At 63.5% G+C, this 24,559-nt stretch carries 22 protein-coding genes and 1 riboswitch; of the genes, 9 read left to right on the top strand and 13 right to left on the bottom strand.

Annotated elements, in window-relative coordinates; translation table 11 throughout:
• Positions 1-98: 98 nt before the first annotated feature.
• The 6 genes from PHP91_RS06155 to PHP91_RS06130 all read right to left on the bottom strand — a co-directional run bounded on the left by PHP91_RS06155 (position 99) and on the right by PHP91_RS06130 (position 6,891).
• A complete protein-coding gene (locus PHP91_RS06155) occupies positions 99-1,310 on the bottom strand; it encodes an ABC transporter substrate-binding protein (protein ID WP_300138424.1) in 1,212 nt (403 codons plus the stop codon).
• 110 nt (positions 1,311-1,420) lie between these two features.
• The gene (locus PHP91_RS06150) at positions 1,421-2,467 is read right to left on the bottom strand and encodes a branched-chain amino acid ABC transporter permease (RefSeq protein ID WP_300138421.1); all 1,047 of its coding nucleotides are present in this window, start codon (positions 2,465-2,467) and stop codon (positions 1,421-1,423) included.
• Between the two features lie 2 nt (positions 2,468-2,469).
• Positions 2,470-3,357, bottom strand: a complete 888-nt coding sequence (locus PHP91_RS06145) for a branched-chain amino acid ABC transporter permease (protein ID WP_300138418.1) — start codon at positions 3,355-3,357, stop codon at positions 2,470-2,472.
• Positions 3,358-5,271 carry an AMP-binding protein gene (locus tag PHP91_RS06140; RefSeq protein ID WP_300138416.1) on the bottom strand — a complete coding sequence of 638 codons (1,914 nt, stop codon included), beginning with the start codon at positions 5,269-5,271 and terminating at the stop codon, positions 3,358-3,360.
• 51 nt (positions 5,272-5,322) lie between these two features.
• Positions 5,323-6,120 (bottom strand): ABC transporter ATP-binding protein, encoded by a 798-nt coding sequence (locus tag PHP91_RS06135; RefSeq protein ID WP_300138413.1) that lies wholly within the window; start codon positions 6,118-6,120, stop codon positions 5,323-5,325.
• 114 nt (positions 6,121-6,234) lie between these two features.
• Positions 6,235-6,891 (bottom strand): CBS domain-containing protein, encoded by a 657-nt coding sequence (locus tag PHP91_RS06130; RefSeq protein ID WP_300138412.1) that lies wholly within the window; start codon positions 6,889-6,891, stop codon positions 6,235-6,237.
• Positions 6,892-7,260: 369 nt separating this feature from the next.
• On the opposite strand from PHP91_RS06130, the gene PHP91_RS06125 reads away from it, so the two are divergent.
• Positions 7,261-7,437, top strand: coding sequence for a hypothetical protein (locus PHP91_RS06125; protein WP_300138410.1), 177 nt, complete (start codon positions 7,261-7,263; stop codon positions 7,435-7,437).
• A 226-nt stretch (positions 7,438-7,663) separates the two neighbouring features.
• Here the strand turns inward: PHP91_RS06125 and lepB are convergent, their stop codons facing one another.
• Positions 7,664-8,338, bottom strand: coding sequence for a signal peptidase I (gene lepB, locus PHP91_RS06120; RefSeq protein WP_300138407.1), 675 nt, complete (start codon positions 8,336-8,338; stop codon positions 7,664-7,666).
• A 29-nt stretch (positions 8,339-8,367) separates the two neighbouring features.
• Complete coding sequence (gene lepA / locus PHP91_RS06115) at positions 8,368-10,173, bottom strand: translation elongation factor 4 (RefSeq protein ID WP_300138404.1); 1,806 nt, start codon at positions 10,171-10,173, stop codon at positions 8,368-8,370.
• 250 nt (positions 10,174-10,423) lie between these two features.
• On the opposite strand from lepA, the gene cfa reads away from it, so the two are divergent.
• The 3 genes from cfa (at position 10,424) to PHP91_RS06100 (ending at position 13,582) form a co-directional block, all read left to right on the top strand.
• Positions 10,424-11,581 carry a cyclopropane fatty acyl phospholipid synthase gene (cfa, locus tag PHP91_RS06110; RefSeq protein WP_300138399.1) on the top strand — a complete coding sequence of 386 codons (1,158 nt, stop codon included), beginning with the start codon at positions 10,424-10,426 and terminating at the stop codon, positions 11,579-11,581.
• Between the two features lie 259 nt (positions 11,582-11,840).
• Positions 11,841-13,028 (top strand): AAA family ATPase, encoded by a 1,188-nt coding sequence (locus PHP91_RS06105; protein ID WP_300138396.1) that lies wholly within the window; start codon positions 11,841-11,843, stop codon positions 13,026-13,028.
• Positions 13,025-13,582: a DUF4276 family protein gene (locus tag PHP91_RS06100; protein ID WP_300138393.1), complete on the top strand. Its 558-nt coding sequence runs from the start codon at positions 13,025-13,027 to the stop codon at positions 13,580-13,582. Before PHP91_RS06105 ends, PHP91_RS06100 begins: the two co-directional genes overlap by 4 nt.
• Before the next feature lie 284 nt (positions 13,583-13,866).
• On the opposite strand, the gene PHP91_RS06095 is transcribed toward PHP91_RS06100, so the two are convergent.
• From PHP91_RS06095 to ribB, 3 genes are all read right to left on the bottom strand, one after another.
• Positions 13,867-14,499, bottom strand: a complete 633-nt coding sequence (locus PHP91_RS06095) for a hypothetical protein (protein WP_300138391.1) — start codon at positions 14,497-14,499, stop codon at positions 13,867-13,869.
• A gap of 77 nt (positions 14,500-14,576) precedes the next feature.
• Positions 14,577-15,257: a DUF1847 domain-containing protein gene (locus PHP91_RS06090; RefSeq protein WP_300138388.1), complete on the bottom strand. Its 681-nt coding sequence runs from the start codon at positions 15,255-15,257 to the stop codon at positions 14,577-14,579.
• 160 nt (positions 15,258-15,417) lie between these two features.
• Positions 15,418-16,071 carry a 3,4-dihydroxy-2-butanone-4-phosphate synthase gene (gene ribB, locus PHP91_RS06085; RefSeq protein WP_300138385.1) on the bottom strand — a complete coding sequence of 218 codons (654 nt, stop codon included), beginning with the start codon at positions 16,069-16,071 and terminating at the stop codon, positions 15,418-15,420.
• 119 nt (positions 16,072-16,190) lie between these two features.
• Positions 16,191-16,340: riboswitch (FMN riboswitch) on the bottom strand.
• 145 nt (positions 16,341-16,485) lie between these two features.
• Here ribB and PHP91_RS06080 point away from each other — a divergent pair.
• The 3 genes from PHP91_RS06080 (at position 16,486) to hypB (ending at position 19,064) form a co-directional block, all read left to right on the top strand.
• Entirely contained in the window at positions 16,486-17,892 is a 1,407-nt protein-coding gene (locus PHP91_RS06080; RefSeq protein WP_300138382.1) for a hypothetical protein, read from the top strand.
• 145 nt (positions 17,893-18,037) lie between these two features.
• Entirely contained in the window at positions 18,038-18,385 is a 348-nt protein-coding gene (locus PHP91_RS06075) for a hydrogenase maturation nickel metallochaperone HypA (protein ID WP_366141541.1), read from the top strand.
• Between the two features lie 19 nt (positions 18,386-18,404).
• Entirely contained in the window at positions 18,405-19,064 is a 660-nt protein-coding gene (hypB, locus tag PHP91_RS06070) for a hydrogenase nickel incorporation protein HypB (RefSeq protein WP_300138376.1), read from the top strand.
• A 152-nt stretch (positions 19,065-19,216) separates the two neighbouring features.
• Here the strand turns inward: hypB and PHP91_RS06065 are convergent, their stop codons facing one another.
• Positions 19,217-19,927 (bottom strand): SIMPL domain-containing protein, encoded by a 711-nt coding sequence (locus PHP91_RS06065; protein ID WP_300138373.1) that lies wholly within the window; start codon positions 19,925-19,927, stop codon positions 19,217-19,219.
• Between the two features lie 94 nt (positions 19,928-20,021).
• A complete protein-coding gene (locus PHP91_RS06060) occupies positions 20,022-22,433 on the bottom strand; it encodes a homocysteine S-methyltransferase family protein (protein ID WP_300138370.1) in 2,412 nt (803 codons plus the stop codon).
• Positions 22,434-22,716: 283 nt separating this feature from the next.
• Here PHP91_RS06060 and PHP91_RS06055 point away from each other — a divergent pair, with 283 nt between their 5' ends.
• Both PHP91_RS06055 and PHP91_RS06050 read left to right on the top strand, forming a co-directional pair.
• Positions 22,717-23,808, top strand: coding sequence for an RNA polymerase factor sigma-32 (locus tag PHP91_RS06055; RefSeq protein ID WP_300138367.1), 1,092 nt, complete (start codon positions 22,717-22,719; stop codon positions 23,806-23,808).
• Positions 23,805-24,559: tetratricopeptide repeat protein (locus tag PHP91_RS06050; protein ID WP_300138364.1), on the top strand; the 755-nt coding region annotated here is incomplete at its 3' end. The genes PHP91_RS06055 and PHP91_RS06050, both read left to right, overlap by 4 nt.

The following is a 24,559-nucleotide window of genomic DNA, read 5'->3' as shown; positions in this document are numbered from 1 at the left end:
ACCCTGCAGTCTTCCTGGCGGCGTGAAGCCAAAAAGCTCTGGAAGGGGGGATGGGGGAAACCTCTCTCAAGAGGTTTCCCCCAGTCTTCATTGCGCCCTTACTTGCCCAGCCAGTCGGCGCGGCGTTCGAGGACCTCCTCCTTGACGAAGGTCAGCTTGCCGTCCTGGATGGTGTAGAGAAACACGGCCATGTTGGGCCGGTGGTCTTCCGGGAAGTAAGAGATGAGCGGCGCCAGCCCCATGGGGTCGAAGTCGCGCAGGGTCTCCAGCGCGGCCTTGAGGCTCTCGCCGGCGATGGGGCCCTTGGCGGCGGCCCGCTTCATGCCCTCGGCCATGACCAGGATGGAGACGAAGCCCCGGGTGAAGTGGGTCATCTGCGGCTTGTTTTCCGTCAGTTGCTCGATGACCTTCATGCCGGGCGCGTCCGCGCCGTAGACCGAGGCGGACTGGTTGGAGAAGGAGCCGTCGGCGGCCGGGCCCGCCAGTTGCGGCAGGGTCTCGTCCGTTCCCCAGATGTCGGTGAAGAACACGGTGTTCATGCCGATGTTCTTGGCCGACTTGAGAATGACCGAGGTGGACGGCGTGGTCCCGCCGATCCAGCAGAAGTCCGGGGCCTTTTCCTTGAGGGGAAGCAGCTCGGTGGTGGCGTCTATGGCCTTGAGGGAGACGTTGGCGTCGCCCACGATGTCGTAGCCGAGTTCCTTGGCGTATTCCTTGCCGCCCTCGATGGGGGCCAGGCCGTAGGGATGGTCGGGATAGATGAAGGCCAGGCGCGGGGCGCGGGCCTCCTTCCAGGTGTCGCGGAAATACTTGAGGGCCGCGCGGAGCTGGGTGGTGTAGTCGGCCGCGATGAAGAAGTTGTAGGGGGCCTTCTTCGGGTCGGTCAGGTGGGCCGAATAGGAGGCCGAGAGGTTGGGCACCATGTCCTTGGCCAGGGTGCGGACCAGGGCCTCGGTCACGGCCGAGCCGAAGCCCTGCACGCAGACCACATGGTCAGTGGTGACCATCCGCTTGTAGAGCGAGAGGCCCTGCTGGACGTTGTAGGCGGTGTCCTGGAGGTCGAACTCGATAGCCCGGCCGTCGATGCCGCCGTTCTCGTTGACGTACTTGACCGCGGCCTTGAGGCCGTCGGCATAGGGAACGCCCACCGAGGAGGTGGGGCCGGAGAGGTCGATGAGCCCGCCGACCCGGATGGGGGTGGCGTCTTTTTTTGTTTCGGCCGGTTTCTTGTCCTCGCCTCCGCAGCCGAAGAGCATCAGCCCGGCCAGGACCAGGATGCAGGCGGCGGTTATGATTTTTCCTGCCCTCATGAGAATCTCCATGGGTTTACAGGGTTGGTGCGGCCCGGTCCGGACCGCTCGTCTATGGTTAAGCCCGGCCTGGGCCGGGCCCACAACCGTGGGCCGGTGACCGGCCAAAATCAGTGAGCGAACGGATACAGCTTCCAGTACGCCTTGACGAGACGCCAGCGGTGGGCCAGCCCCTCGGGCTCGAAGATCAGAAACAGGATCAGGACCAGGCCGAAGACGCCCTCGCGCAGGGCGACCACGTGCTGGGCGATGTCCGGAAAAACCGCGCCCAGGCCGTTCGAGACCGCGTTGAGCAGCTCGGGCAGCAGGGTCACGAAGATCGCGCCGAAGACCGAGCCGATGACGCTGCCCAGGCCGCCGATGATTATCATGGCCAAATACGAGATGGACAGTCCGATATTGAACTGCTCGGCCGAAATGTAGCCGGTATAGTGGCCCCACAGCCCGCCCGCGACCCCGGCCAGGAACGAGCTCAGGCCGAAGGCGGCCAGCTTGTAGGCGAAGAGGTTCACGCCCACGATCTCGGCCGAGAGGTGGAAGTCGCGGATGGAGACGAAGGCGCGGCCGTACTTGGTGCGCATCAGATTGGTGACCATGGGCAGCGCGGCTGCGGCGAAGCCCAGGAGCAGGTAGTACTGCCGGAACTCGTCGTCGAAGGCGAAGCCCAAGATGGTCGGCGGGGCGAGCAGCAGGCCGCCCGCCCCGCCGGTCAGCGCGCCGCCGTGCAGGAAGGCGTATTCCAGCACCAGTTGGGCGGCCAGGGTGGCTATGGCCAGATAGATGCCCTTGAGCCGGAGCGACGGCACGCCGAAGACCATGCCCACCAGGGCCGTGACCAGCCCGCCCGCCAGGATGGCCGGGACAAAGGGAACGCCGTGCAGGGTGCACTGCCCGGCCGCGTAGGCCCCCACGCCCAGGAACGCGCCGTGGCCGAGCGATATCTGGCCGCACACGCCGGTGAGCAGGTTGAGCGAGACCGCGCCGATGACCGCGATGAAGATGAGGTTCATGAGCGAGGTCAGATAGGCGTCCAGCGTCAGCGGCGCGGCCGCGAGGGCCAGCAGGAAGAGGCCGACCATGAGTTTCTGGAACCCGGACGGGAAGACCTGGGCCTCGGCCGGATAGGAGGTGAAGAAGAGACCGCACTTGCCCCGCATGGCTAGACCCTCTCTATTTCCCTGGTGCCGAACAGGCCGTAGGGCTTTATCATCAGGATGACCACCAGGATGATGAACGCCGCCACCTCGCGCACGCCGCCCAGCCCGAGGAGCTGGCGGGCCGCGCCGTCGCACACGTTCTCCAGCACGCCGATGATGAGCCCGCCGAGCGCCGCGCCGAGCAGCGAGTCGAGCCCGCCGAGGATGACGGCCGGGAAGACCTTGAGCCCGAGGTGGCCGAGGTGGGCGTTGATGCCGTTGATGTTGCCCAGGATGACCCCGCCCACGGCCGAGACCACGCAGGCGATGCACCAGCTCATGGCGAAGATGTTCTTGATGCCGATGCCCATGGACTGCGCGGCCTGCTGGTCGAAGGCCGTGGCCCGCATGGCCACGCCGGTGCGCGAGTACTTGAAGAAGAGCGAGAAGATCGCGAACAGGGCGGCGGAGAGGACGAAGGCCGCGATGTAGACCGGGGCCACGGGCAGCCCGGCGACGACCACCGGCTCGGTGGGCAGCACCTGGGGGTAGACCTTGATCTGCGTGCCCCAGAAGAGCTGGACCAGGGACTTGAGCACCGAGCTCATGCCCACGGTGACCATGATGACCGAGATATGCTCCTCGCCGATGAGCGGGCGGAGGACCATGCGCTCGATGCCCAGGCCGAGCAGGACCGAGAAGGCCAGCGTGACGAGAAAGGCCCAGAGGAACGGGATGTTGAACTGGACGGTCAGGGCGAAGCAGACGTAGGCCCCGGCCATGACCAGCTCGCCCTGGGCGAAGTTGACCACCTTGGTGGCCTTGTAGATGACCACGAACCCGAGGGCGACCAGGGAGTAGATGCCGCCGACCACCAGGCCGTTGACGATGAGTTGCAGGTAGTATTCCATCTAGCCCTCCATGTCCTCGATGCGGATGTTCCCGCACATCTCGCGGGTGCGGCCGTCCTGGTAGACGATCTCGGTCCTCAGGTTCAGGGCGCAGACGTCGGTGTAGAGCGCCTCGACCAGATCGCCGTAGCGCTCGCCCACCACGGCCCGGCGGACCTTGCGCGTGCGCGTCAGCTCGCCGTCGTCCGGGTCCAGCTCCTTGTAGAGCAGGCAAAAGCGCCGGATGCGCGTGCCCTCGGGCAGGGTCGCGTTGGTCCGCGCCACCTCGCCCCGGACGAGCGCGTAAACCTCGTCCTTGGCGGCCAGGTCCTGGTAGGTGGTGTAGGGGATCATCCGGGACTCGGCCCAGTGGCCCACGATGGCCATGTCGATGCACAGGATGGCGGCCACGAAGTCCCGGCCGTCGCCCAGGACCACGGACTCGCGCAAAAACGGCGAGAACTTGACCTTGTTCTCCAGGAACTGGGGCGAGAAGCGCTCGCCCCCCTTCAGGCGCATGACGTCCTTCAGGCGGTCGATGACCACCAGTCGGCCGTTGTCGTCGAAGTACCCGGCGTCGCCCGAGCGCAGCCAGCCGTCATCGGCCAGGGTCTCGCGCGTGGCCTCGTCGTTCCTGTAGTAGCCCAGGAACACGGCCGGGGAGCGGGACAGGATCTCGCCCTCGTCGCTGATGCGCACCTCGGTCTCGGGGATGGGCGCGCCCACGCTGGTGAAGTCCACCTCCCCCTCCTTGTGGATGCAGGAAATGCCCGCGATCTCGGTCTGGCCGTAAATCTGCTTGAGGTTGACCCCGAGGGCGTGGAAGAAGCGGAACACGTCCGGCCCCAGGGCCGCGCCGCCCGTGGTGGCCGAGCGCAGGCGCGAAAACCCGAGCCGGTCGCGCAGGGCGCGGAACAGCCCCTGCTCGGCCAGGAAATACTTGCAGCGCAGCCAGGCCGACGGTTTTTTCCCGGCAAAGAGCGCGTCCACGTAGGCGTAGCCCACGGGCAGGAGCCGGTGGTAGAGGAAGCGCTTGAGCGGCGTGGTCTCCATGATGTCGCCCTGGACCTTGGCCGCGATGGACTCGTAGACGCGCGGGGGCGAGAAGATGAAGTGCGGGCCGATCTCGCGCGAGTCGGCCGAGGCGGTGTCCGGCTCCTCCGGGAAGTTGACGCAGAAGCCGAAGAGCAGGGCCGAGGCCACGGCCATCATCTGCTCGCCCATCCAGGCCAGGGGCAGGAAGGAGACGAACTCGTCCTCCGCCCGCTTGGGGTCGTGCCTGCCCAGGTTGTGGGCCATGGAAAGGAGGTTGCGGTGGGAGAGCACGGCCAGCTTGGGCCGGCCGGTGGTGCCCGAGGTGGTGGCGATGAGGCAGGGGTCGCCCGGCCTCAGTTCGCGAACGCGCTCCCGGAACCATTTGACGGGCTCCTGGCGCTTCTCGCGGCCCAGGCGGCGCACCGCCTTGAACTCGACCAGGCCGTCCACCTCGCCCTCGCAGGCGGCCAGCCCCTTGGAGTCGTGGTAGACGATGTGGCGCAGGTTGGGCAGCCGGTCGCGGAAGGAGAGGATTTTGTCCACCTGCTCCTGGTCCTCGGCCACCACCAGTCGGCATTCGGTGAGGTCGAAGACGTACTCGATCTCCTCGGCCGGGGAGTCCTGGTAGAGCCCCAGGGCCATGCCGCCCAGCCCCTGGATGGCCAGCTCGGCCCAGAGCCACTCCGGCCGGTTGGCGCCGATCAGGATGACGATGTCGCCCCGGCCCAGGCCCAGGGCGCCGAGCCCGCAGGCGAACTCGGCCGCGTTGCGCAGGTTGCCCCGCCAGGTCACGGTCTGCCAGACGCCCCACTGCTTTTCGCGCAGGGCGGGTTTCTCGGGCCGTTCCTCGGCCTGCCGGACGAGCAGTCGCGGCAGGGTGGTCTCGTAGGGTCTTGCCATGAAATTTCCTCTTGTTCTCGCCCCCGGCGGCCGGGGACGGGCCTTCCGCGTCTATCTCCCGGTGAACGCCGCGTTCTCGGTGCCCAGGTAGGCGGCCACGACGCCCGCGTCCGCCTGCACCTCCTCGGGCGTGCCCTCGGCGATCTTCTGGCCGAAGTCGATGACCACGACCTTGTCGGAGATGTCCATGACAACTCCCATGTCGTGTTCGACGAGCAGGACGGTGACGCCCCACTCCTCGGCGATGTCGAGGATGTATCTGGCCATGTCCTCGGTCTCTTCGAGGTTCATCCCGGCCATGGGTTCGTCGAGGAGGATGAGCTTGGGCTCCGCGGCGAGGGCGCGGCCCAGTTCCACCCGTTTCCGCACCCCGTAGGGAAGGCGTCCCGCGTGCTGGTGCCGATAGGGCGAAAGGTTGAGGAAATCGATGACCTCCTCCACGCGCCTGCGATGGAGGGTCTCCTGGCGGACGGCCTTGCCCCGGTAGAGGATCGAGGCGAGCAGGCCGTACTCCAGCTTGCCGTGGCGGCCGACCATGAGGTTGTCGAGCACGGAGAGGCCCTTGAACAGGGCGATGTTCTGGAAGGTGCGAGAAAGGCCGAGGCCGGTCCGCCGATGGGCGGGCAGGGAGAGCAGGCACTCTCCGTCCAGGCTGATCCGGCAGGGGCCGGATGCGCCGCCGTCCGGGGTGTATCGCCCGCTGATGCAGTTGAGCATCGAGGTCTTTCCCGCGCCGTTGGGGCCGATGAGGGACGCAATGGTCCCCTGCTCCACGGTGAAGGAAACCCCCATCAGCGCGGCGATGCCCTTGAACGTGAGGGTAACGTCGCAGATGTCGAGGTACGCCATAATGGTGCCATTATGGTTTGGAGCGCACCTGCAGGAGGCGCAACGGGTGCGCGTCAAAAACGGCGGATCACAAACGCCGTCCCTGGCCGCGCGGTCGCGATTGCGGGTGGGCCCTTAGGTCCACTCTCCCTTGAAATCCTCGGGAGCGACCAGTTTGTAGCCCCTTTCCCTGAGGGCGGCAGCCACCGGGGACGGGTCTTCGGTATCGATTCGGACGACCACGATGCGGCGTCCGTTGTAAAAGAAGGTGCCGGTGGAGATGATGGACATCTTCATGTTGGCGATGACGCCGGCAACCTCGTAAAGCACGCCGGAGCGGTCGTCCACGTCGATGGTCAGACGGGAGCCGCCTTCGCGGTAGCCCATCTCCTCGGCAAGGACGTCGAGCAGCACGTTGCGGTTGATGTAGCCGATGAGCCCGCCCTCTTCGTTGACCACGGCCAGTCCGGCCAGGTTCATCTCGTACATCATGTCGGCCGCGCCCTCGATCTCGGTCTCGGGCGAGACGGTCTTGATGTCCGTGCGGTAGATCTTCTCCACCGTGAGCTTGCTCATCAGGTACGTGATTTCGTGCTTCTCCAGGGAAGTCATGATCGAGGGCAGCGCGGCGGAGATGTCCTCCTTGCGCACGTAACCCACCAGCTTGTCGTCGTCGTTGACCACCAGGAGCATCCAGAGCTTGTTTTCCTCAAGCAGCTTCTGGGCTTCCTTGACCAGCGTCTCGGGTTTGACCTTGACGAAGTCGCGTAGCATTTTCAGTCCGACGAACATATGACTCCTCCTGCCTTCCGGCACTGCCGTTGCGTTTTGATACGAAAAACCCGTCCGGAAGCGATACACTTTTTCGGTGAACGACGCAATTGCTCCCGTGAACGGATGCATGGCGTCGGTCTGCCTTGAAAGCCGGTTTTCCCCGACAAGTCAACCCTCAAGCACGCGTTCGCCGACGATTTTGTAGGCCGGGCTGCGACAAAAACGGCCATGCCAGGGACAGGCCGTTGGCAACCTGTTGGGATAAAAGTGCAAAAACTTCTCCCGATTTTGATTGAAAGGGCACGGCGGGGTGGGTATGACTGGAGTACCAATATCAAACAACGCCCGCCGTCCCGCGCGGGCCGACACATACGCATAGAGGTACTCATGTTGACATATGTCCTGGTGGGCATCGGGGCCTTTGCGGCCGGAGCGCTCACCGTCATCCTCTGCCAGGGAGGCAGGCCCCGGTCGAACATGTCCGGACACAGCCTGAATTCCTTCAACTTCGACAAGCAGAAGAAGTACGAAAAGGACGGGCGAAAGTTCCCGTTCTCCTACTGAGGAGAGAGGCGCCGCGCGCCCTCCCGGCAAGGGCCGCCCGGCCCCGACCGGGCGGTGAACGCGTCGTCCGCGGAAGCGAAACGGCGTCCCCGTTCTTGCACCCGCCTTGTCCCCAGGTGGAGACTTCCGGCGCATCGGTACGCGCCCGGACGAAAAGAAACGGCCGCCGCCCGCATGATTGCGGGCGGCGGCCTTGTTCACTCTCTCGGAAGCGGCCCTATGCGGGCTATTGCTCGAACGGGTGGTGGAAAACCTTGCCGATCCGGCCCAGGCGGATATCGGTGGGACCGCCCCAGGACCAGTAGACGACCAGGGCCTTGCCCACGATCTTCTCGCGCTTGACCGTGCCCCACCAGCGGGAGTCGTAGGACCCCTCGCGGTTGTCGCCCATCATGAAGTACTGGCCCTCGGGCACCACGAAGGGACCGAAATTGTCGCGCACGGGCATGGTGTCCGCCCTGGTGTGCATGACGTAGGGCTCGGCCAGGGGCTGGCCGTCGATGTAGACGACCTTGTTGCGCACCTCAAGGGTCTCGCCGGGCAGGCCGACGACCCGCTTGATGAAGTCCTTGGACTCGTCCTCCGGGAACTTGAAGACCACGATGTCGCCGCGCTGCGGGTCGCCGGTCTTGTAGAGGACCTTGCCGTCCGCGCTGTCGAGCACCGAGAAGTAGCTCTTGCCGTTCGGGGCGTCCTTGAACAGGATGGAGGACGGCATCCGGACGTCGTAGGCGAACTTGGAGACCAGCAGGTGGTCGCCGATCTGGAGCGTCTCCAGCATGGAGCCGGACGGGATCTTGAAGGCCTGGACGATGAAGGTGCGGATAAAGAAGGCCAGCACCAGGGCCACAACGATGGCTTCGAGGGTGTCGCGGAACGATTTCATTGCTTTGTTGGTCATTTTTCCGATGATTCCTTGGATGTGGGTGATCAGTCCTCGTCAGCCTTGAGCACGGAAAGGAAAGCCTCCTGCGGAATCTCCACGTTGCCCATGCGGCGCATGCGCTTCTTTCCTTCCTTCTGTTTCTCCAGCAGCTTGCGCTTGCGGGTGATGTCGCCGCCGTAGCACTTGGCCGTCACGTCCTTGCGGAAGGGGGCGTTGCGCTCCTTGGCGATGATCTTGTTGCCGATGGCGGCCTGGATGACCACCTCGAACATCTGGCGCGGGATGGACCGCTTGAGCTTGAGGGCCAGCGAACGGCCGATGCGCGCCGAGTTCTCGCGGTGCACGATGCAGGAGAAGGCGTCCACGGGGTCGCCGTTGATGAGGATGTCGAGACGCACCAGGTCCGCCTCGCGGTAGTCGATGATCTCGTAGTCCAGGCTCGCGTACCCCTTGGTGGAGGACTTGAGCTTGTCGAAGAAGTCGTACATGACCTCGGCGAACGGCATCTCGTAGGTGATGATGACGCGGGTGGAGGTGACGAACTTCATGTCCTTCTGGAGGCCCCGCTTCTCCTCGCAAAGGGCCAGCACCGCGCCCACGTACTCGCTCGGCACGTGGACCTCCATGCGGACGAAGGGCTCGCGGATGAGCTTGATCCGCGTCGGGTCCGGGAGCTTGGACGGGTTGTCGATGCGCAGCTCCTCGCCGGTGACGGTCTCCACCTCGTAGATGACCGAGGGGGCCGTGGTGATGAGCCGGGCCTCGAACTCGCGCTCCAGCCGCTCCTGGATGATCTCGATGTGCAGCAGGCCGAGGAAGCCGCAGCGGAAGCCGAACCCGAGGGCCTGGGAGGTCTCGGGCTCGTAGCTGAAGGCCGCGTCGTTGAGCTGGAGCTTTTCCAGCGCCTGCTTGAGGGTCTCGTATTCGCTCGGCTCCACCGGGTAGAGCCCGGAGAAGACCATGGGCTTGACCGGCTTGAAGCCGGGGTAAGGCGTGTCCGTGGGGTTCTCGGCCAGGGTGATGGTGTCGCCCACCGGGGCGTCGCCCAGCTCCTTCATGGAGGCGCAAAGGAACCCGACCTCGCCCGGCCCCATCTCCTTGATGTCCACGGCCTCGGGCATGAACGCGCCGAGCCGGGTGACGTCGAAGACCTTGCCGGTGGAGAATATCCGGATGTCGTCGCGCATCCTGAGCGTGCCCTCGAAGATGCGGAAGAGCACGACAACGCCCTGGTAGGAGTCGTACCAGGAATCGAAGATCAGCGCCTTGAGCGGCGCGGCCGGGTCGCCCTTGGGCGCCGGCAGCAGGTGGACAACGGCCTCGATGACCTGGTCCACGTTAAGCCCGGTCTTGGCCGATACGGCCAGGGGGTTCGAGCAGTCGAGGCCGATGACGTCCTCGATCTCGCGGGCGATGACCTCGGGCTGGGCGCTGGGCAGGTCGATCTTGTTCAGGACCGGGATGACCTCCAGGTCGTGGTCCAGGGCGAGGTAGACGTTGGCCAGGGTCTGGGCCTCCACGCCCTGGGTGGCGTCAACCACCAGGAGCGCGCCCTCGCAGGCGGCCAGGGAGCGCGAGACCTCGTAGGAAAAGTCCACGTGGCCGGGCGTGTCGATGAGGTTCAGGATGTACTTCTCGCCGTCTTCCGAGGTGTACGGAATACGGACGGTCTGGGCCTTGATGGTGATGCCGCGCTCGCGCTCCAGCTCCATCTTGTCCAGGTACTGTTCCTTTTTCTCCCGCTCGCCGACCAGGCCGGTCAGTTCGAGGATGCGGTCGGCCAGCGTCGACTTGCCGTGGTCGATGTGGGCGATGATGCTGAAATTTCGTATTTTATCGATCTTGCTCATACTTTCCGTCGGAACGACTTGTATTCACCGGGCACGGGCGAAGTCCCCGCTCTCCGGGCGTGTGGAGAAGTCATTAAAGGATTTGGGGGGGGTTGTCCATCATCGGCCGCGCGGCGGGTCGCGGCGCTCAATGCATAGATTTTTCCGGCGCCACTTGAACAGGCCGCCGCCCGTTGGTACGTTGGGGCCATCCATTTCACCGCCGGGGCGTCGCGGAGGGGACGCCCCGCATTGCCAAGGAGAGATCAGCATGGCTGCTTGCAAGCGAATTCTCACGCATTTGCTGGCCGAGGCCGATGTCGAAATCGGCGGCCACCACCCCTGGGACATCCGCATCACGGACGAACGGCTGTTCCGGGAAATCCTGCTCCGGAAAAACCTGGCCCTGGGCGAGGGCTACATGCGCGGCTGGTGGAACTGCGACCATGTGGACGAGTTCATCTGCCGGGTGCTCAAATCCGGCGCGGCCGGGCGGGTGTCCAACACCTGGCGGCTGGCGGCCCGGGCCATCCCGGCCCTGGTCTTCAACCTCCAGACGCCCTCGCGCTCCAAGGCCGTGGCTCGCCGCCACTACGACCTGGGCAACGACCTGTTCCAGGCCTTCCTGGACCCCTACCTCCAGTACAGTTGCGCCTATTACAAGAACATTGCCGAACGCGACCTGGACGCAGCGCCGGGCGAGGCGGTCCGGCGGGACCTGGCCCGGGCCCAGCGGGCCAAGCTCCGGCTCATCTGCGATAAGCTGGCGCTCAAGCCCGGCGAACGGCTGCTGGACATCGGCTGCGGCTGGGGCGGCCTGGCCCGGTTCGCGGCCGAGGAGTACGGCTGCCGGGTGGTGGGAGTCAACATCTCGCGCGAACAGATCGCCTTTGCCCGCGAGTTCTGCGCCGGGCTGCCCGTGGAGATTCGCGAGCAGGACTACCGGACGCTGGACGAGCCCTTCGACAAGATCGTATCGGTGGGCATGTTCGAGCACGTGGGACCCAAGAACTACGCGGCCTACATGGACGCGGCGGCCCGCTGCCTCCGGCCCGGCGGCGTCTTCCTGCTGCACACCATCGGGGCCAACGCGACCAGCCCGGAGATCGACCCCTGGATCGAGAAGTACGTGTTTCCCAACGGCAACCTGCCCAGCGCGGCCCAGATCGCCCGGGCCTCGGAGCCCTTCTTCGTCATGGAGGACTGGCACAACTTCGGCCCGGACTACGACCGCACGCTGATGAGCTGGCTGCGCAACTTCCGCGAGTCGTGGCCGGGGCTGCGGGACAAGTACGGCGAGCCCTTCCGCCGGATGTGGGAGTACTACCTCCAGTCCTGCGCCGGGGCCTTCCGCGCCCGCGACATCCAGCTCTGGCAGGTGGTCTTTACTCACATCGGGGACCGGCAGCCGGACTGCCGGGCGGGGTAGCATATCAGCGCGAGCCGACAAATCGAGCTCAAGCCACACCAAAGCCATAGCGGGCTACACTGTCCGCAAAACTGATAAGGAACGAGGAGAAGCGCAATCCAAACAGCGTATATCTCCCCCTAGAGAGCGACAACGCCCTATCGACCTTGCAGTTAAAGAGTTGGGCTGATAATATGATCAAACTATTGGAATATTCCTCTCAGCTTAAGTAAATATGAAGTTTTGTGAGGCAATCCCCACAAATTCACTGGAGCAAATCATGAAGATTGAATCTATTCGGCTGCGAAACTTCAAGTCATTCAAAGAAGCTGTCCTCTTTGATTTGCCAAGTTTATGCATAATTGTGGGAGCTAATGGCACAGGCAAGTCAACAATTTTCCAAATATTTGGATTTTTGCGTGATGCCATGGCAAGCAATGTCAACACCGCGCTTACCAAGCTTGGCGGAAGCCGTGGATTCAAAGAAGTAAGAAGCAGAAATAGTGTTGGACCGATTGAAATTGAGCTAAAATTCCGCACCGGGAAAGAGACTCCACTTACAACATATTTTTTACAAATCAATGAAAAGGATGGAAAAGCCGTAGTTGAAAGGGAGATATTAAAATACAGAAGAGGAAGTAGTGGAAAGCCATGGAACTTCCTCGACTTTACAATGGGAAAGGGGACAGCGGTCACCAATGAACTTGATTCAACAACTGACGTTGGTCAGTTGAAGAGAGAACAGCAGAACCTCAAATCTTCGGATATACTGGCGATAAAGGGACTTGCTCAATTCGAACGATTTCCTGCAGTAATGGCCTTAGGCAACCTTATTGAGAATTGGCATGTCTCAGACTTCCATATAAGTAAGGCAAGACCAGAGCAAGAAGCCGGATATGCTGAACATCTTTCACGTGAAGGCGAAAACCTTTCGCTAGTGATTGAATATTTGTACAAGAACAAACGTGAAGTTTTTGATAAAATAATATCCTTATTAAAAATGCGAGTCCAAGGAGTAACGAATGTTGAATCAAAAACGACAGAAGAAGGGCGAATACTTTTAAAATTCCAAGACGGCTCCTTTGAAGACCCTTTTCTGGCACGATACGTCTCTGATGGGACCATAAAGATGCTCGCATATCTCACGCTTCTCTATGATCCCGAACCGCATCCGCTATTATGCGTCGAAGAACCGGAAAACCAGCTATATCCTAAATTGTTGTGGGAACTCGCAGAAGAGTTCCGAGCTTACGCGGATCGCGGAGGACAGGTTTTTGTCTCAACCCATTCCCCAGATTTTCTCAACGCAGCAAAATTAGATGAGGTTTTTTGGTTGGTCAAAAATGAAGGTTATTCCCAGGTTAAGCGTGCGATGAGCGACCCGCAACTCTCGGCCTACATGGAGGCAGGAGATCAAATGGGGTATTTATGGGAACAAGGCTTTTTTGAGGGAGCAGACCCCCAATGAGCACTCTCGTCTTTTTTCTTGAAGAACCATCTGCCAAAGAGATGCTTCAAGGCATACTCCCGCGCATATTGCCAAATGAAATCTCAGTTCAATATCATATATTTCAAGGAAAACAAGACCTTGAAAAGCATCTTGTGAAACGTCTGCAAGGGTGGAGAACCCCTAATTGCCATTTCATAATAATGAGAGATCAAGACGCTGGCGACTGCAGAACCATCAAGAAAAATCTCGCATTATTATGTTTGTCAGCTGGACGCAACGACGCTATTGTGCGAATTGCTTGCAGGGAACTTGAAAGCTTCTATTTAGGCGACCTACAGGCAGTCGAGACAGGCTTAGAAATACGGGGTTTAGCAAAGCTCCAGAGCAAAAAGAAATTTCGCACCCCCGACACACTGCACAACCCTGCTGAGGAGCTCTACAACATTACAAATAAGGCATATCAAAAGCTAGCCGGATCAAGACTAATAGGTCCACACCTAAGTCTTACTAAAAACGAATCCACTAGTTTCAATCAATTATTACGAGGAATTGAAAAGCTAGTCTACGCTTAGCTAAAACTGATTAGATGTTTTCCTCACAAGTCACACTCAGCCATTAGTATAACAACACTGACTTTTCTTGCCCGCTCAGATATTCTTCAATTACCGACAATACGTGTCCAGTGGTACACGGCCGCCATGGCGGTTGTACCCCTAGACGCGGTCCTTGATCGCCAGGACCGTGACCGGGGCCTTCCGCGCCCGCGACATCCAGCTCTGGCAGGTGGTCTTTACTCACATCGGGGACCGGCAGCCGGACTGCCGGGCGGGGTAGGAACGCGGCGTCGGACGCGGCCCTACCGCCTGCACAACCCGATCAACTGCGCGGCCCGCAGGAACAGTTCGCTGGTATCGGCCACCTGCTTCTGCAGCGACGCCACCCGGTCGACGACCTCGCTGCCGAATTCGTCATTGATCACCGCACGGAACCGGAACCGCTCCCGTCTTTCGCCAAAAAACGCCTGCACCGTCTGTACGGCCCCGACAACGCCGGGCACGACGCCGGGGTTGACCCTTGGGGACAGGAAACAGATTTCCGCAGCGGCCTGCGGGAAATACCTGTCGATGACCAGGGCGCTCCGAAACAGCTTCTTGATGATCCGGGCCGAGGTCTCGTCCGTGGACCCGTACCGCAGTCCTTCGGAATGAAAGGCGATGTCCGCCGCGAGAATCCACCCGGCCCGGCCCTGCTCGAAATGCACGCCCAGCACGTCGATCTCGGCCTGGCCCAGAAACTGCGAGATGCCCGCGTTCTTTTTGAACACCACTGCCGGGAACTCCGCCCGCGCGGCCCGGAACCACTCCCGATGCTCGTCCGTAACGGCTCCGGTCCACAGGGGGGACGGCTTCCAGTTCAACTCCGCCAGTTGGCACTCCCGGCAATGCCTGGCCCAGGTCCGCACCAGCGATTCGCCCATTTCAATCTTCATACGGCCTCTCCGTCGCCAAGCGGAAACGGCTTGTCCCGCCGCCCTCTTTCCGCATGGTCCACGCTCCGGCGCGGCGCTCAGATGTTCTTCAAATACCTGTAATACGTGTCCAACTGGTACACCGCCGCCATGGGGTTGTGGCCCAGGACGCGGTCCTTGACCGCCAGGACCGTGACCGGGGCCTTGGCGTGCATGATGAAGAGCGAGTCGTGGCCCACGCACAACCCCATGAGCACGTTCAGCTCCACCCCGGCCTCGTTGCAGGCCTCGGCCTGGAAGACCGGGTTGCACATGGTCTCCACCTCCTGGGTGGCGTCCACGTGCTCCGCCTGGGTGATGCCCAGGTCGGCCTTGGGCGCCCGGCCCGCCTTGCAGACCACGGACGCCACCTCGAATCCGGCGGACTCGAACAGCTCGTGCACCCTGCCGGCCTCGAAACGCACGCCCACGCAGAAGGCGAGGCCGAGCCGCCTGTAGCCCATGCGCCGGGCGAACTCGATGATCTCCTGGATGCGCGGCTTGCACGGCTGGACCGCCGCATAGCCCTGCTCGCGGTTGGCGTATCCCGCCGCCTCCTGGCGCGAGGCCTCGCAGGCGAAGGCCAGGTGCTCGCCGCAGGTGGCCTCGCGGGCCCGCTCCAGGGCCTCCTTCTGCAGGACGGACGGGCAGTTTTTGGGAGCCTTGCCGCCGGGCTTGCGGCAGTAGCGTTCGGACCAGTCGATGGGGCACAGGGCGCAGGTGGGATGGGGCAGCGGCATGGGGATTCTCCGATGGTTTGTGGGCCGGCCGGATCACGGGTCGAGCCGAGGTTCCGGTGAGCGTACTCCAAAGCGGAAAGAGAAAAAAGAGAACCTTTGCGCTGGGAAAACCGACAAAAAAGAGACCCCGCATCAGCGGGGCCTCTTCGTTTCATGCGGCTCAGGCGGCCGCCTGTGCGGTCCGCCGCCGATAGGCGCGGATGTCCTCCACGGTCAGGACCGGGAACCCCTGCCTCTCGGCAAAGGCCACGATCTCGGGCAGGCGGGCCATGGTGCCGTCCGGGTTGGTCAGTTCGCAGAGCACGCCGCAGGGCTCGAACCCGGCCAGGCGGGCCATGTCCACGGTGGCCTCGGTGTGGCCGCCGCGCTCCAGCACCCCGCCGCTCTTGGCGCGCAGGGGAAAGACGTGGCCGGGGCTCGCGATGTCGGCCGGGACGGCCCCGGACGCGGACGCGGCCCGGACCGTGGCCAGGCGGTCGGCGGCCGAGACGCCGGTGGTCACGCCCTCGGCCGCCTCGATGGAGACGGTGAAGGCGGTCTGGTAGCGGCTGCGGTTGCGGTCCACCATCATGGGCAGCCCCAGGGAGCGGACCTTCTCGTCGGTCATGCACAGGCAGACGATGCCGCTGCATTCGCGGATGAGCATGGCCATCTGCTCCGTGGTCAGGGTCTCGGCCGCGAAGATGAGGTCGCCCTCGTTCTCGCGGTCCTCGTCGTCCGTGACCAGGATGCCTTTTCCGGCCCTGAGGGCCGCGATGCCGTTCTCCACCCTGCGGGTGGCGTCGCCGAAGCGGGTAAGCAATGACTGATCCATCATGCAACTCCTTTGTCATGAGAGGATGATCGAATCAGGGCGCAAAGACAGGAAACGCCCGGCGCTGGACGCGCACGGGCTCGCGCGCGACGCGGTAAACCGCGCGGCGCGGGGAGCTGCCTTGGTCTCTTCCATCCGGACTGTCACCGTCGGCCCCGGAATCGCACCGGGTCTGCTGACCTTCCCCACCCGGGGAAGCGCTCGCGGGCTTTCCGGCCAACGCCGGAATCACCGCCGGTGGGGAATTGCACCCCGCCCTGAGAACAAGTGGGGCAACGATACGCCCCGCACCGGCAATGTCAACCTGCGCCGACAAGAGGCCAATGCACCCGCAACTAGCTGGATTCTAACAACCAGTTGCCTGAAATCGTTTTTTTGATTAGTGTTGCGAAACCCAATACGCAGGAGGGCATCATGCCAAATACCGCCATCGTCGGCAGCCTTTTGAGCGAACTACCTGAAAAACTTAATTATATCGGCTCTGAGATGGACTTTCTGTCAGAAAAAAGAGCACGTCTCTTCCCGGCAGGCACCTCCAAAACGACCAAGGAAACCAACGTCACCTCCATTTTTCTTTCCGCCCTGGCCGCCATCAAGCCATACCGCGAGGCCATGCTGGCGGTGCTGCACCCCAAGGCCAAGAAAGTCAGCAACAAGTCCGCGCAGTTGCATGTTTTCACGGAAATCGAGGATCGTGACGCCTGCGGCTGCAAAACGGAAAAAGGCCGCCCCGATGGCCTGATCGTCCTGACCACGGGCAAGGCCCAGACCATCGAATGGGCCGCCTTTGTCGAGGCCAAAGTCAACTCCGATCTCAACGCCGAACAAATCCAACGCTACATTGAAATGGCGCGAGCACACGAGGTCGACCTCATCACCATTTCAGACCAGATCGTGGCCACGCCGTTTCAGACGCCTATTGTCGATAAGCTGAACCACCGCAACGTCAATCTGTACCATTGGTCATGGATCTACATTCGCACCAAGGCGCAGCAGGTGGTCGAGGCCGCCCGGCAGAAGGGGAACAATGAAGCCTTCGACCCGGATCAAATCTACATCACCGAAGAATTCATCCGTTACCTGGACGACCCCAAGATCGAAGTCGGCCACTTCCAGAACATGGGCCGGGAATGGGCTCCGGCCGTCAAGGAACTACGGCAAACGCCCATCGGCGCAAAGGTCAAGAGCGATATCGTCAACGCCGTCGCCACCGCCTGGCTGCACGAGGAGCAGGACCTCTGCTATTACATTTACTTGAAGACGCGGCTCAAGGTCTACCTAGGCCTTACCAAAAAGGAAAAGGTCGACGTCAATGACCGCAAAGAGCGTATTGTAAACGCCCTCCAGGACAGAAAACGCATCGAGTTCGACCTTTGGGCGCCGCAGAGCGCCTCCCTGGAGGACAGCCTGGAATCGTCGCCCCGGAAAAAACTGCAAATCTCGGTCTGTTTTCTAAGTTCCAGCATCCACCTGTCCACTGAAGTCGAGGTCGGCATGAATCAGAAGGCGGTAGGCCAAACCTCCGCATTCATCGCCAGGATGGAGGCGGCGGGGGCCGGCATGGAGGACGAGCTCAAGATTTCGGCCGGCTACCGGTGGCGCAAGAAGACCTCACCGGTCCCCTTCAAGGAATTGCAACAGCAAAAGGCCCGCAAGCTGGATTACTCGACCGTCAACAAAGACTTCGGCGACCAAATCGAACGGATGGAGATATCCCAGTGCATTGAACTGGGGCGATCCGCCTTCGCCAGCCCGACGAATTTCATCACCCGGCTCGAAACCGTCGTCACCAACTTTGTCAATCAGGTATACAACGTGTAGCCAGATTTACCTGGCGAAGGACTCGCAGCGCCCGGCCGGACGGGGGCGGAACGGACGGCCCTCCGCCGAAAACGGCTGGTCGCCAAACGGGCGGGCCCCTTGCCGCCCCTTGAAAAAACGGGTAAGCCACACCCTCATGCATGAAATGTCCATCGTCCAATCCATCCTCGGCATTTTGCACGAGGAAATGGTCAAGTACGACGGCCACCGCCTCAAAAAGGTGGTCATCAAGAACGGCGCCCTGGCCGGGGTCGTCACCGAGTCCCTCCAATTCGCCTGGGAGGCCCTTACCCCGGACAGCGAGTTCGACGGCGCGGCGCTCGAAATCATCGAGGTTCCGCTCCGGGTCAAATGCGGCGACTGCGGCGAGGAGTTCACCCCGGGACACACCCGGTGCATGCCCTGCCCCAAGTGCGACCAGCTGCTCGGCCACACCGTGCTCCAGGGCAAGGAAATGCTCATCGACTCCATAGAGATCGACGACGAGGAATAACACCGAGGAGATCAAGGAAATGTCACAGGAAGTAACCATCGTCCGCAACGTGCTCGAAGCCAACGACCGGCTGGCAGAGGAACTCAGGAACAAATTCAGGGTGCGCAAGATCCTGTGCCTCAACCTGATGAGCTCCCCCGGCGCGGGCAAGACCACCCTGCTCGAGCGCACCCTCTCCGACCTGCGCGACGAATTCAAGATGGCCGTCATCGAGGGCGACCTCCAGACCGACAACGACGCCCAGCGCGTGGCCGCCACCGGGGCCCAGGCCGTCCAGATCAACACCGAGGGCGGCTGCCACCTCGATTCCGGCATGGTCCTGGACGCCATCAAGGCCCTGGAGCTCGACGGGCTGGACATCCTTTTCGTGGAAAACGTGGGCAACCTGGTCTGCCCGGCCGAGTTCGACGTGGGGGAGGACTACAAGGTCACCCTGCTCTCCGTGGCCGAGGGCGACGACAAGCCCGAAAAATACCCCCTCATGTTCCACATTTCGGCCGTTATGCTGCTGAACAAGGTGGACCTGCTCCCCTATGTGGACTTCGACATGGAAAAGGCCAAGGGCCACGCCACCAAGCTGAACAAGGACATCAAGGTGTTCCCTGTTTCGGCCCGCACCGGCGAGAACCTGGAGAGCTGGTACAACTGGCTGCGCGAAAAGCGCGCCGAAAAGCTCTAGCCGCACGCACGACAACAGGAAAGGCGCGGACGTCCGGGTGACGTCCGCGCCTTTTTTTGTTGTGGTTGCCGCCGGCCTTTTCCAGCCGGGGCGGCGCGTTATCCGACTCGCCGCGCTTCACTTCCCGGGTGAAGGATCACCCTCCGAACCGGCTAGTCCTCCAACAGATAATCCACGGTAGTGACCACGCGCACGCTCTTGATCTCCGGGGTGAGCTGGTCGCGGTCCTGCAGGCTGAAATACCCTTGGGTGGCGCGGCGGATGGCCCCGACGCGCGAGCCGGAATCGGCAGCGAACTGCCGGGCCGCATCGCGCGCGTTGCGCGTGGCCTCGGCGATCATCTCCGGCTTGATGGAGTTGAGCCCGGTGAAGGCGAAGGTCGGCCGGAATTCGTAGTTCTGCACCAGCAGCACGCCCCTGGCCACGAGGTTCCCCGAGGCCGCGATGGCCTTCTTGACCTTGGCGATGTCGCTCGAACGCACGGTGAGCACCGCGTTGGCCTGGTAGCGGAATCCGGGGCGGCGGTCCGGGTTTATGGACCACATGTCCTGGATGCGCGGGGTGGCGTCGATGACTTCGGCGTCGCCCAGCCCCTGCTCCTTGAGGTAGGCCATGATCTGGGCCCGGTCGCGCTTGATGGCCGAGTCCATGTCGATGAGGGTGTTGGCGGTCACGCTGTAGGACACGGGCCACATGGCCAGGTCCGCCGGGACCTCGCGCTCGGCCAGTCCCTTGACCGTGACGTAGCGGTCCATGGCCCGGAAGGTGATGAGAGAGTCGCCCAGCACCCAGCACCCGGCCACAAAGCCGACCGCCAGGATAAGACCGAAGATGATTTTACGCGCCGCGCCGCCGTTTTCCATGGCTTGCCTCACAAGGTATGGCGGCCCCGGTCGACCGGGGCCGCATCTATAGAATACGAAATATTCCGCCCAGGGGCAAGCCCTGCGGAGGGGGTTACTGCACCAGGTTCCGGGCCAGCTTGACCGCGGCCATGGCGTCGGTGGACCAGCCGTCCGCGCCGATGGCCTTGCAGAACTTCTCGGTGACCACGGCCCCGCCGATAATGACCTTGGAGTCCAGGCCGCGTTCCCTGACCAGCTTCACCGTGTCCTCCATGCGGACCATGGTCGTGGTCATGAGCGCGGACAGGCCGATGATGGAGGCCCCGTGCTCGGCGGCGGCGTCCACAATGGCGGCGGCGGGCACGTCCTTGCCCAGGTCCACCACCTCGAAGCCGTAGTTCTTGAGCATCAGGCAGACGATGTTCTTGCCGATGTCGTGGATGTCGCCCTCCACCGTGGCCATGACGACCACGGGCTTGCGCCCGGCGGCCCCGTCCTCCTCCAGCAGGGGCTTGAGGCGGGCGAATGCGGTCTGCATGGTCTCGGCGGACTGGAGCAGTTGGGGCAGGAAGTATTCCTTGCGCTCGTACTTCTCGCCCACGGCCAGGATGCCGGGGATGAGCAGGTCGTTGACGATGGCCATGGCCGGTTTGCCCGCGTCGAGCTCGGCCTCGACCAGGGCGACGATGGCGTCCCTGGCGCCCTTGATGACGGCGGCCTGCACGGGCGGCAGGTCGGCCGCGCCGGGCGCGGCGGCCGAGGGGGCGGACGCGGCCTGGGGAGCGCCGCCGGTCCAGCCGGTGAACCTGGCGATGTAGCGCTCGGCCTGGGGGTCGCGGTTCAGCAGGACCTCCACCGAGTGCAGGGTCTCCTGGAGCCGGGCGGAGTTGGGGTTGGCGATGAAGGTGGCGAGGCCCGCGCCCATGGCCAGGGCCAGGAAATTGGAGTTGAGCAGCTCGCGCGCGGGCAGGCCGAAGGAGATGTTGGACAGCCCGATGGTGCAGGGCAGGTTCCACTCCTCGCGGCAGTGGCGGATGACCTCCAGGGCGTGGCGCGCGGCCTCGGGCTTGGAGGAAACGGTCAGGGCCAGGGCGTCCACCAGGATGAGCCGGTCCGGGATGCCCAGGTCGCGGGCGCGGCGGAGCAGCCCCTCGATGACCTCGATGCGCTCCTTGGCGGTGACGGGCAGCTTCTTCCCCACGATGGGCAGCAGGATGAAGGGCGCGCCGAAGAGCTTGCACAGCGGGCCCAGCTCCTCCATCTTGCCCGGCTCGCCGGAGATGGAGTTGACCAGGGGCGAGCCGGGGTAGACCCACAGCCCGGCCTCCACGGCCTTGGCGTCGTTGGAGTCCAGGGAGAGCGGGGCCGTGAAGCGGCCGACCAGGGTCTTGACCAGCTCGGGCAGCAGCGCGGTCTCGTCCACCAGGGGAGCGCCGACGTTGACGTCCAGGATGGGCGCGCCCAGGTCGAGCTGCTCCGAGGCGAAGCGCAGGGCCTCGGTGAACACGCCGTCCTGAAGCTCGGCCGTGAGCTGCTTCTTGCCCGTGGGGTTGATGCGCTCGCCGATGATCCGGCCGGGGTGGCTGAAGCCCACGGGCACGGACAGGGCGCGGGAGGTCAGGACCAGCCGGGCGTCGTCGGCCTTCTCGGGCTTTTGCCAGGCCGCGTCGCCCACCTTGGCGCGCAGGGCGCGGATGTGGTCGGGCGTGGTGCCGCAGCAGCCGCCCACGAACTTGGCTCCCAGGCCCACGAATTTGGCCGCGTGCTCGGCGAAGGGCTCGGGCGCGAGGCGGAACACCGTCTTGCCCTCGGCGTTCAGCTCCGGCAAACCCGCGTTGGCCTGGGCCAGGACGGGGGTCTCCAGCCGGGGGGCCCAGGCGCGCAGGGTCTCCTGCATCTGCTCCGGCCCGGCCGAGCAGTTGGTGCCGATGAGCTCCACGCCCAGATTCTGCATGGTGTCAACGAAGGTCAGGGGCGAGGTGCCGGTCAGAGATGCCGCGCCCTCGAAGGTCATGGACATGGCCACCGGCAGGTTGCAGACCAGGCGCGCGGCCACGACCAGGGCCTTGGCCTCGGCCAGGTCGAAATGGGTCTCGCCCATGATCAGGTCCGCGCCGCCGTCCACGCAGCCCCGGACCTGCTCCTTGTAGATCTCCACCAGGTCGCGGAAGGTCAGGTCGCCCAGGGGCTCGACGAAATGGCCGGTGGGCCCGATGGACGCGGCCACGAAGGCCCGGTCCCCGGCCACCTCGCGGGCGAGGCGGGTCATGAACCGGTTCAGTTCGTAGGCGTCGGCGTCCAGCCCGAGCTTGGGCCTCGATCCGCCGAAGGTGTTGGTGGTCAGGACGTTCGCGCCCGCTTCCAGGTAGTCGCGATGCACGCCCCGGATGACGTCGGGCTCCTTCATGCCCCACAACTCGGGCGACAGCCCGGCGGGCAGGCCGCGGCTTTGCAGCAGCGTGCCGTAGCCGCCGTCGAAAAAGTAAATCCGGTTGTCACGCAGTATGGCTCTGAAATCGGGCACGGTCATCCTCCAGCGGCCGGGTCCGGGCCCCGCGCGTCGGCGCAGCCTCGGCCCGAGGCCTTGCATTCATATATCAAGATATTTCAATATAGCGGTCGTCCCCGGAAAAGGCAAGGGATTTTCACATCCTTGTCACCGCCGGGAAACCGGCCCGCCATGCGGCTTCGCCGCTTGTCGGGGGTACCGAAAAACATTGAAAAGGACAAACAAAAACTATAGGCTTCACCCTTTGCCTTGTGTATATAAGCATTGATCGGGGTAAGGACCCCGACACGTAAGCGACATGACCTCTTCAGATAGCGACAACACCCTCACGCCGGAAGTTCTCGACCCCGAGGATCTCGACGGCCCCGACAAGGACGACCTCGACGCCGACGAGCTTGACGCCGACGACCTCGACGCCGACGGCCTCGACGCGGGCGACGACTACTCGGCCGTGCCTGTGAACCCGCCCGCCGAGTTGGACGACGACGAACGGCTGCCCGCCGAGTTCAAGCCCACCTCGCGCGAGGTCCGGCTGCGCGACCCGCTCCAGCTCTACCTGCGCGAGATCGCGCGCTTCCCCCTGCTCAAGCCCGAGGAGGAGTACGCCCTGGCCAAGCGCGTCCAGGAGGAGAACGACCAGGACGCGGCCTTCAAGCTCGTCTCCGCCCACCTGCGCCTGGTGGTCAAGATCGCCATGGACTTCCAGCGCCGCTGGATGCAGAACGCCCTGGACCTGATCCAGGAGGGCAACGTCGGCCTGCTCAAGGCCGTGACCAAGTTCGACCCCGAGAAGGGCATCAAGTTCTCCTACTACGCCGCCTTCTGGGTCAAGGCGTACATCCTCAAGTACATCATGGACAACTGGCGCATGGTCAAGGTGGGCACCACCCAGACCCAGCGGAAGCTCTTCTACAACCTGAACAAGGAGCGCCAGCGCCTCCAGGCCATGGGCTTCGACCCCACCACCGAGGTCCTGAGCGAGCGCCTCGGCGTCAGCACGCAGGACATCGAGGAGATGGACCAGCGGCTGTCGCGCAACGACATGTCGCTCGACACCCCGCTGGGCGACGACTCGGACTCCACGCGCATGGACTTCCTGCCCGCCCTGGGCCCGGGCGTGGAGGAGAAGATCGCCTCCGGCCAGATCATGGAAATGCTGATGGAGAACCTGAAGGAGATTCGACCGACGCTGACCGACAAGGAACAGATCATCCTGGACCAGCGGCTGCTCTCCGACGACCCGGTGACCCTGCGCGAGATCGGAGAATCCTTCGGCGTGACCCGCGAGCGCGTCCGCCAGATCGAGGCCCGGCTGCTGGCCAAGATTCGCGACCACATGGCCGACAAAATCAAGGACTTTTCAAAGGACTGGGTATTGGAGCACGAATGATGACCATCCTCCGCCGACCGTATTTTTCCGCTCTCAGCGCGGCCCTGCTGCTCTCCCTGCTGCTCTCCCTGGCGGCCTGCTCCGCCCGGCAGCCCCGGCCCGCCGGGCCCGCGCCCCAGGCGATCTCCCCGGAGGCGGAGCTCAATTACGACTACCTGCTCTACCAGGACCAGCTCCAGCGCTTGCAGCGCCACGCCTCCCTGGGCAAGGACAGCCCCCTGACCCCGCGTGAGGTGGCCGAGATCACCGCACGGGCCGAGGGCGCGCTGGACAAGCTGCTCAAGGCCGATCCCTCGCCCCAGCTCTACCTGGAAAAGGCCGGGCTGCACTGGAACGACCCGGCCGGGACCGCCGTGGCCAGGGAGACCCTGCGCGAAGGGCTGGCCAAGTTCCCGGACGACCGGATGCTGACCGTCTACCTGGCCAACTCCTACGCCATGGACAACAAGACCGACGCGGCCATCGCGGTCATGGACGACTACCTCTCGCGCCACGGCGACGACGTGGAGGCCACCGAGCGGCTCGCCCAGATGCTCATGGACGCGGACCGCAATACCCAGGCCCTGGACCTGCTCAAGAAGATTCCGCCCGAAAAGCGCAGCCCGGACGCGCTCTACACCATGGGCCGCGTCCAGGCGAGCCTCGGCATGCGCAAGGCGGCCATCACCAGCCTGCAGCGGGCCGTGGAGCTGGACCCCGGCTTCACCGAGGCGCTGGTGGAGCTGGCCTACCAGTATGAGCTGGCCAAGGA

Origin of the sequence: Pseudodesulfovibrio sp., from assembly GCF_028692895.1 — a bacterium.
Taxonomy (GTDB): domain Bacteria; phylum Desulfobacterota; class Desulfovibrionia; order Desulfovibrionales; family Desulfovibrionaceae; genus Pseudodesulfovibrio.
This window is presented reverse-complemented; position numbering and strand designations above follow the sequence as displayed.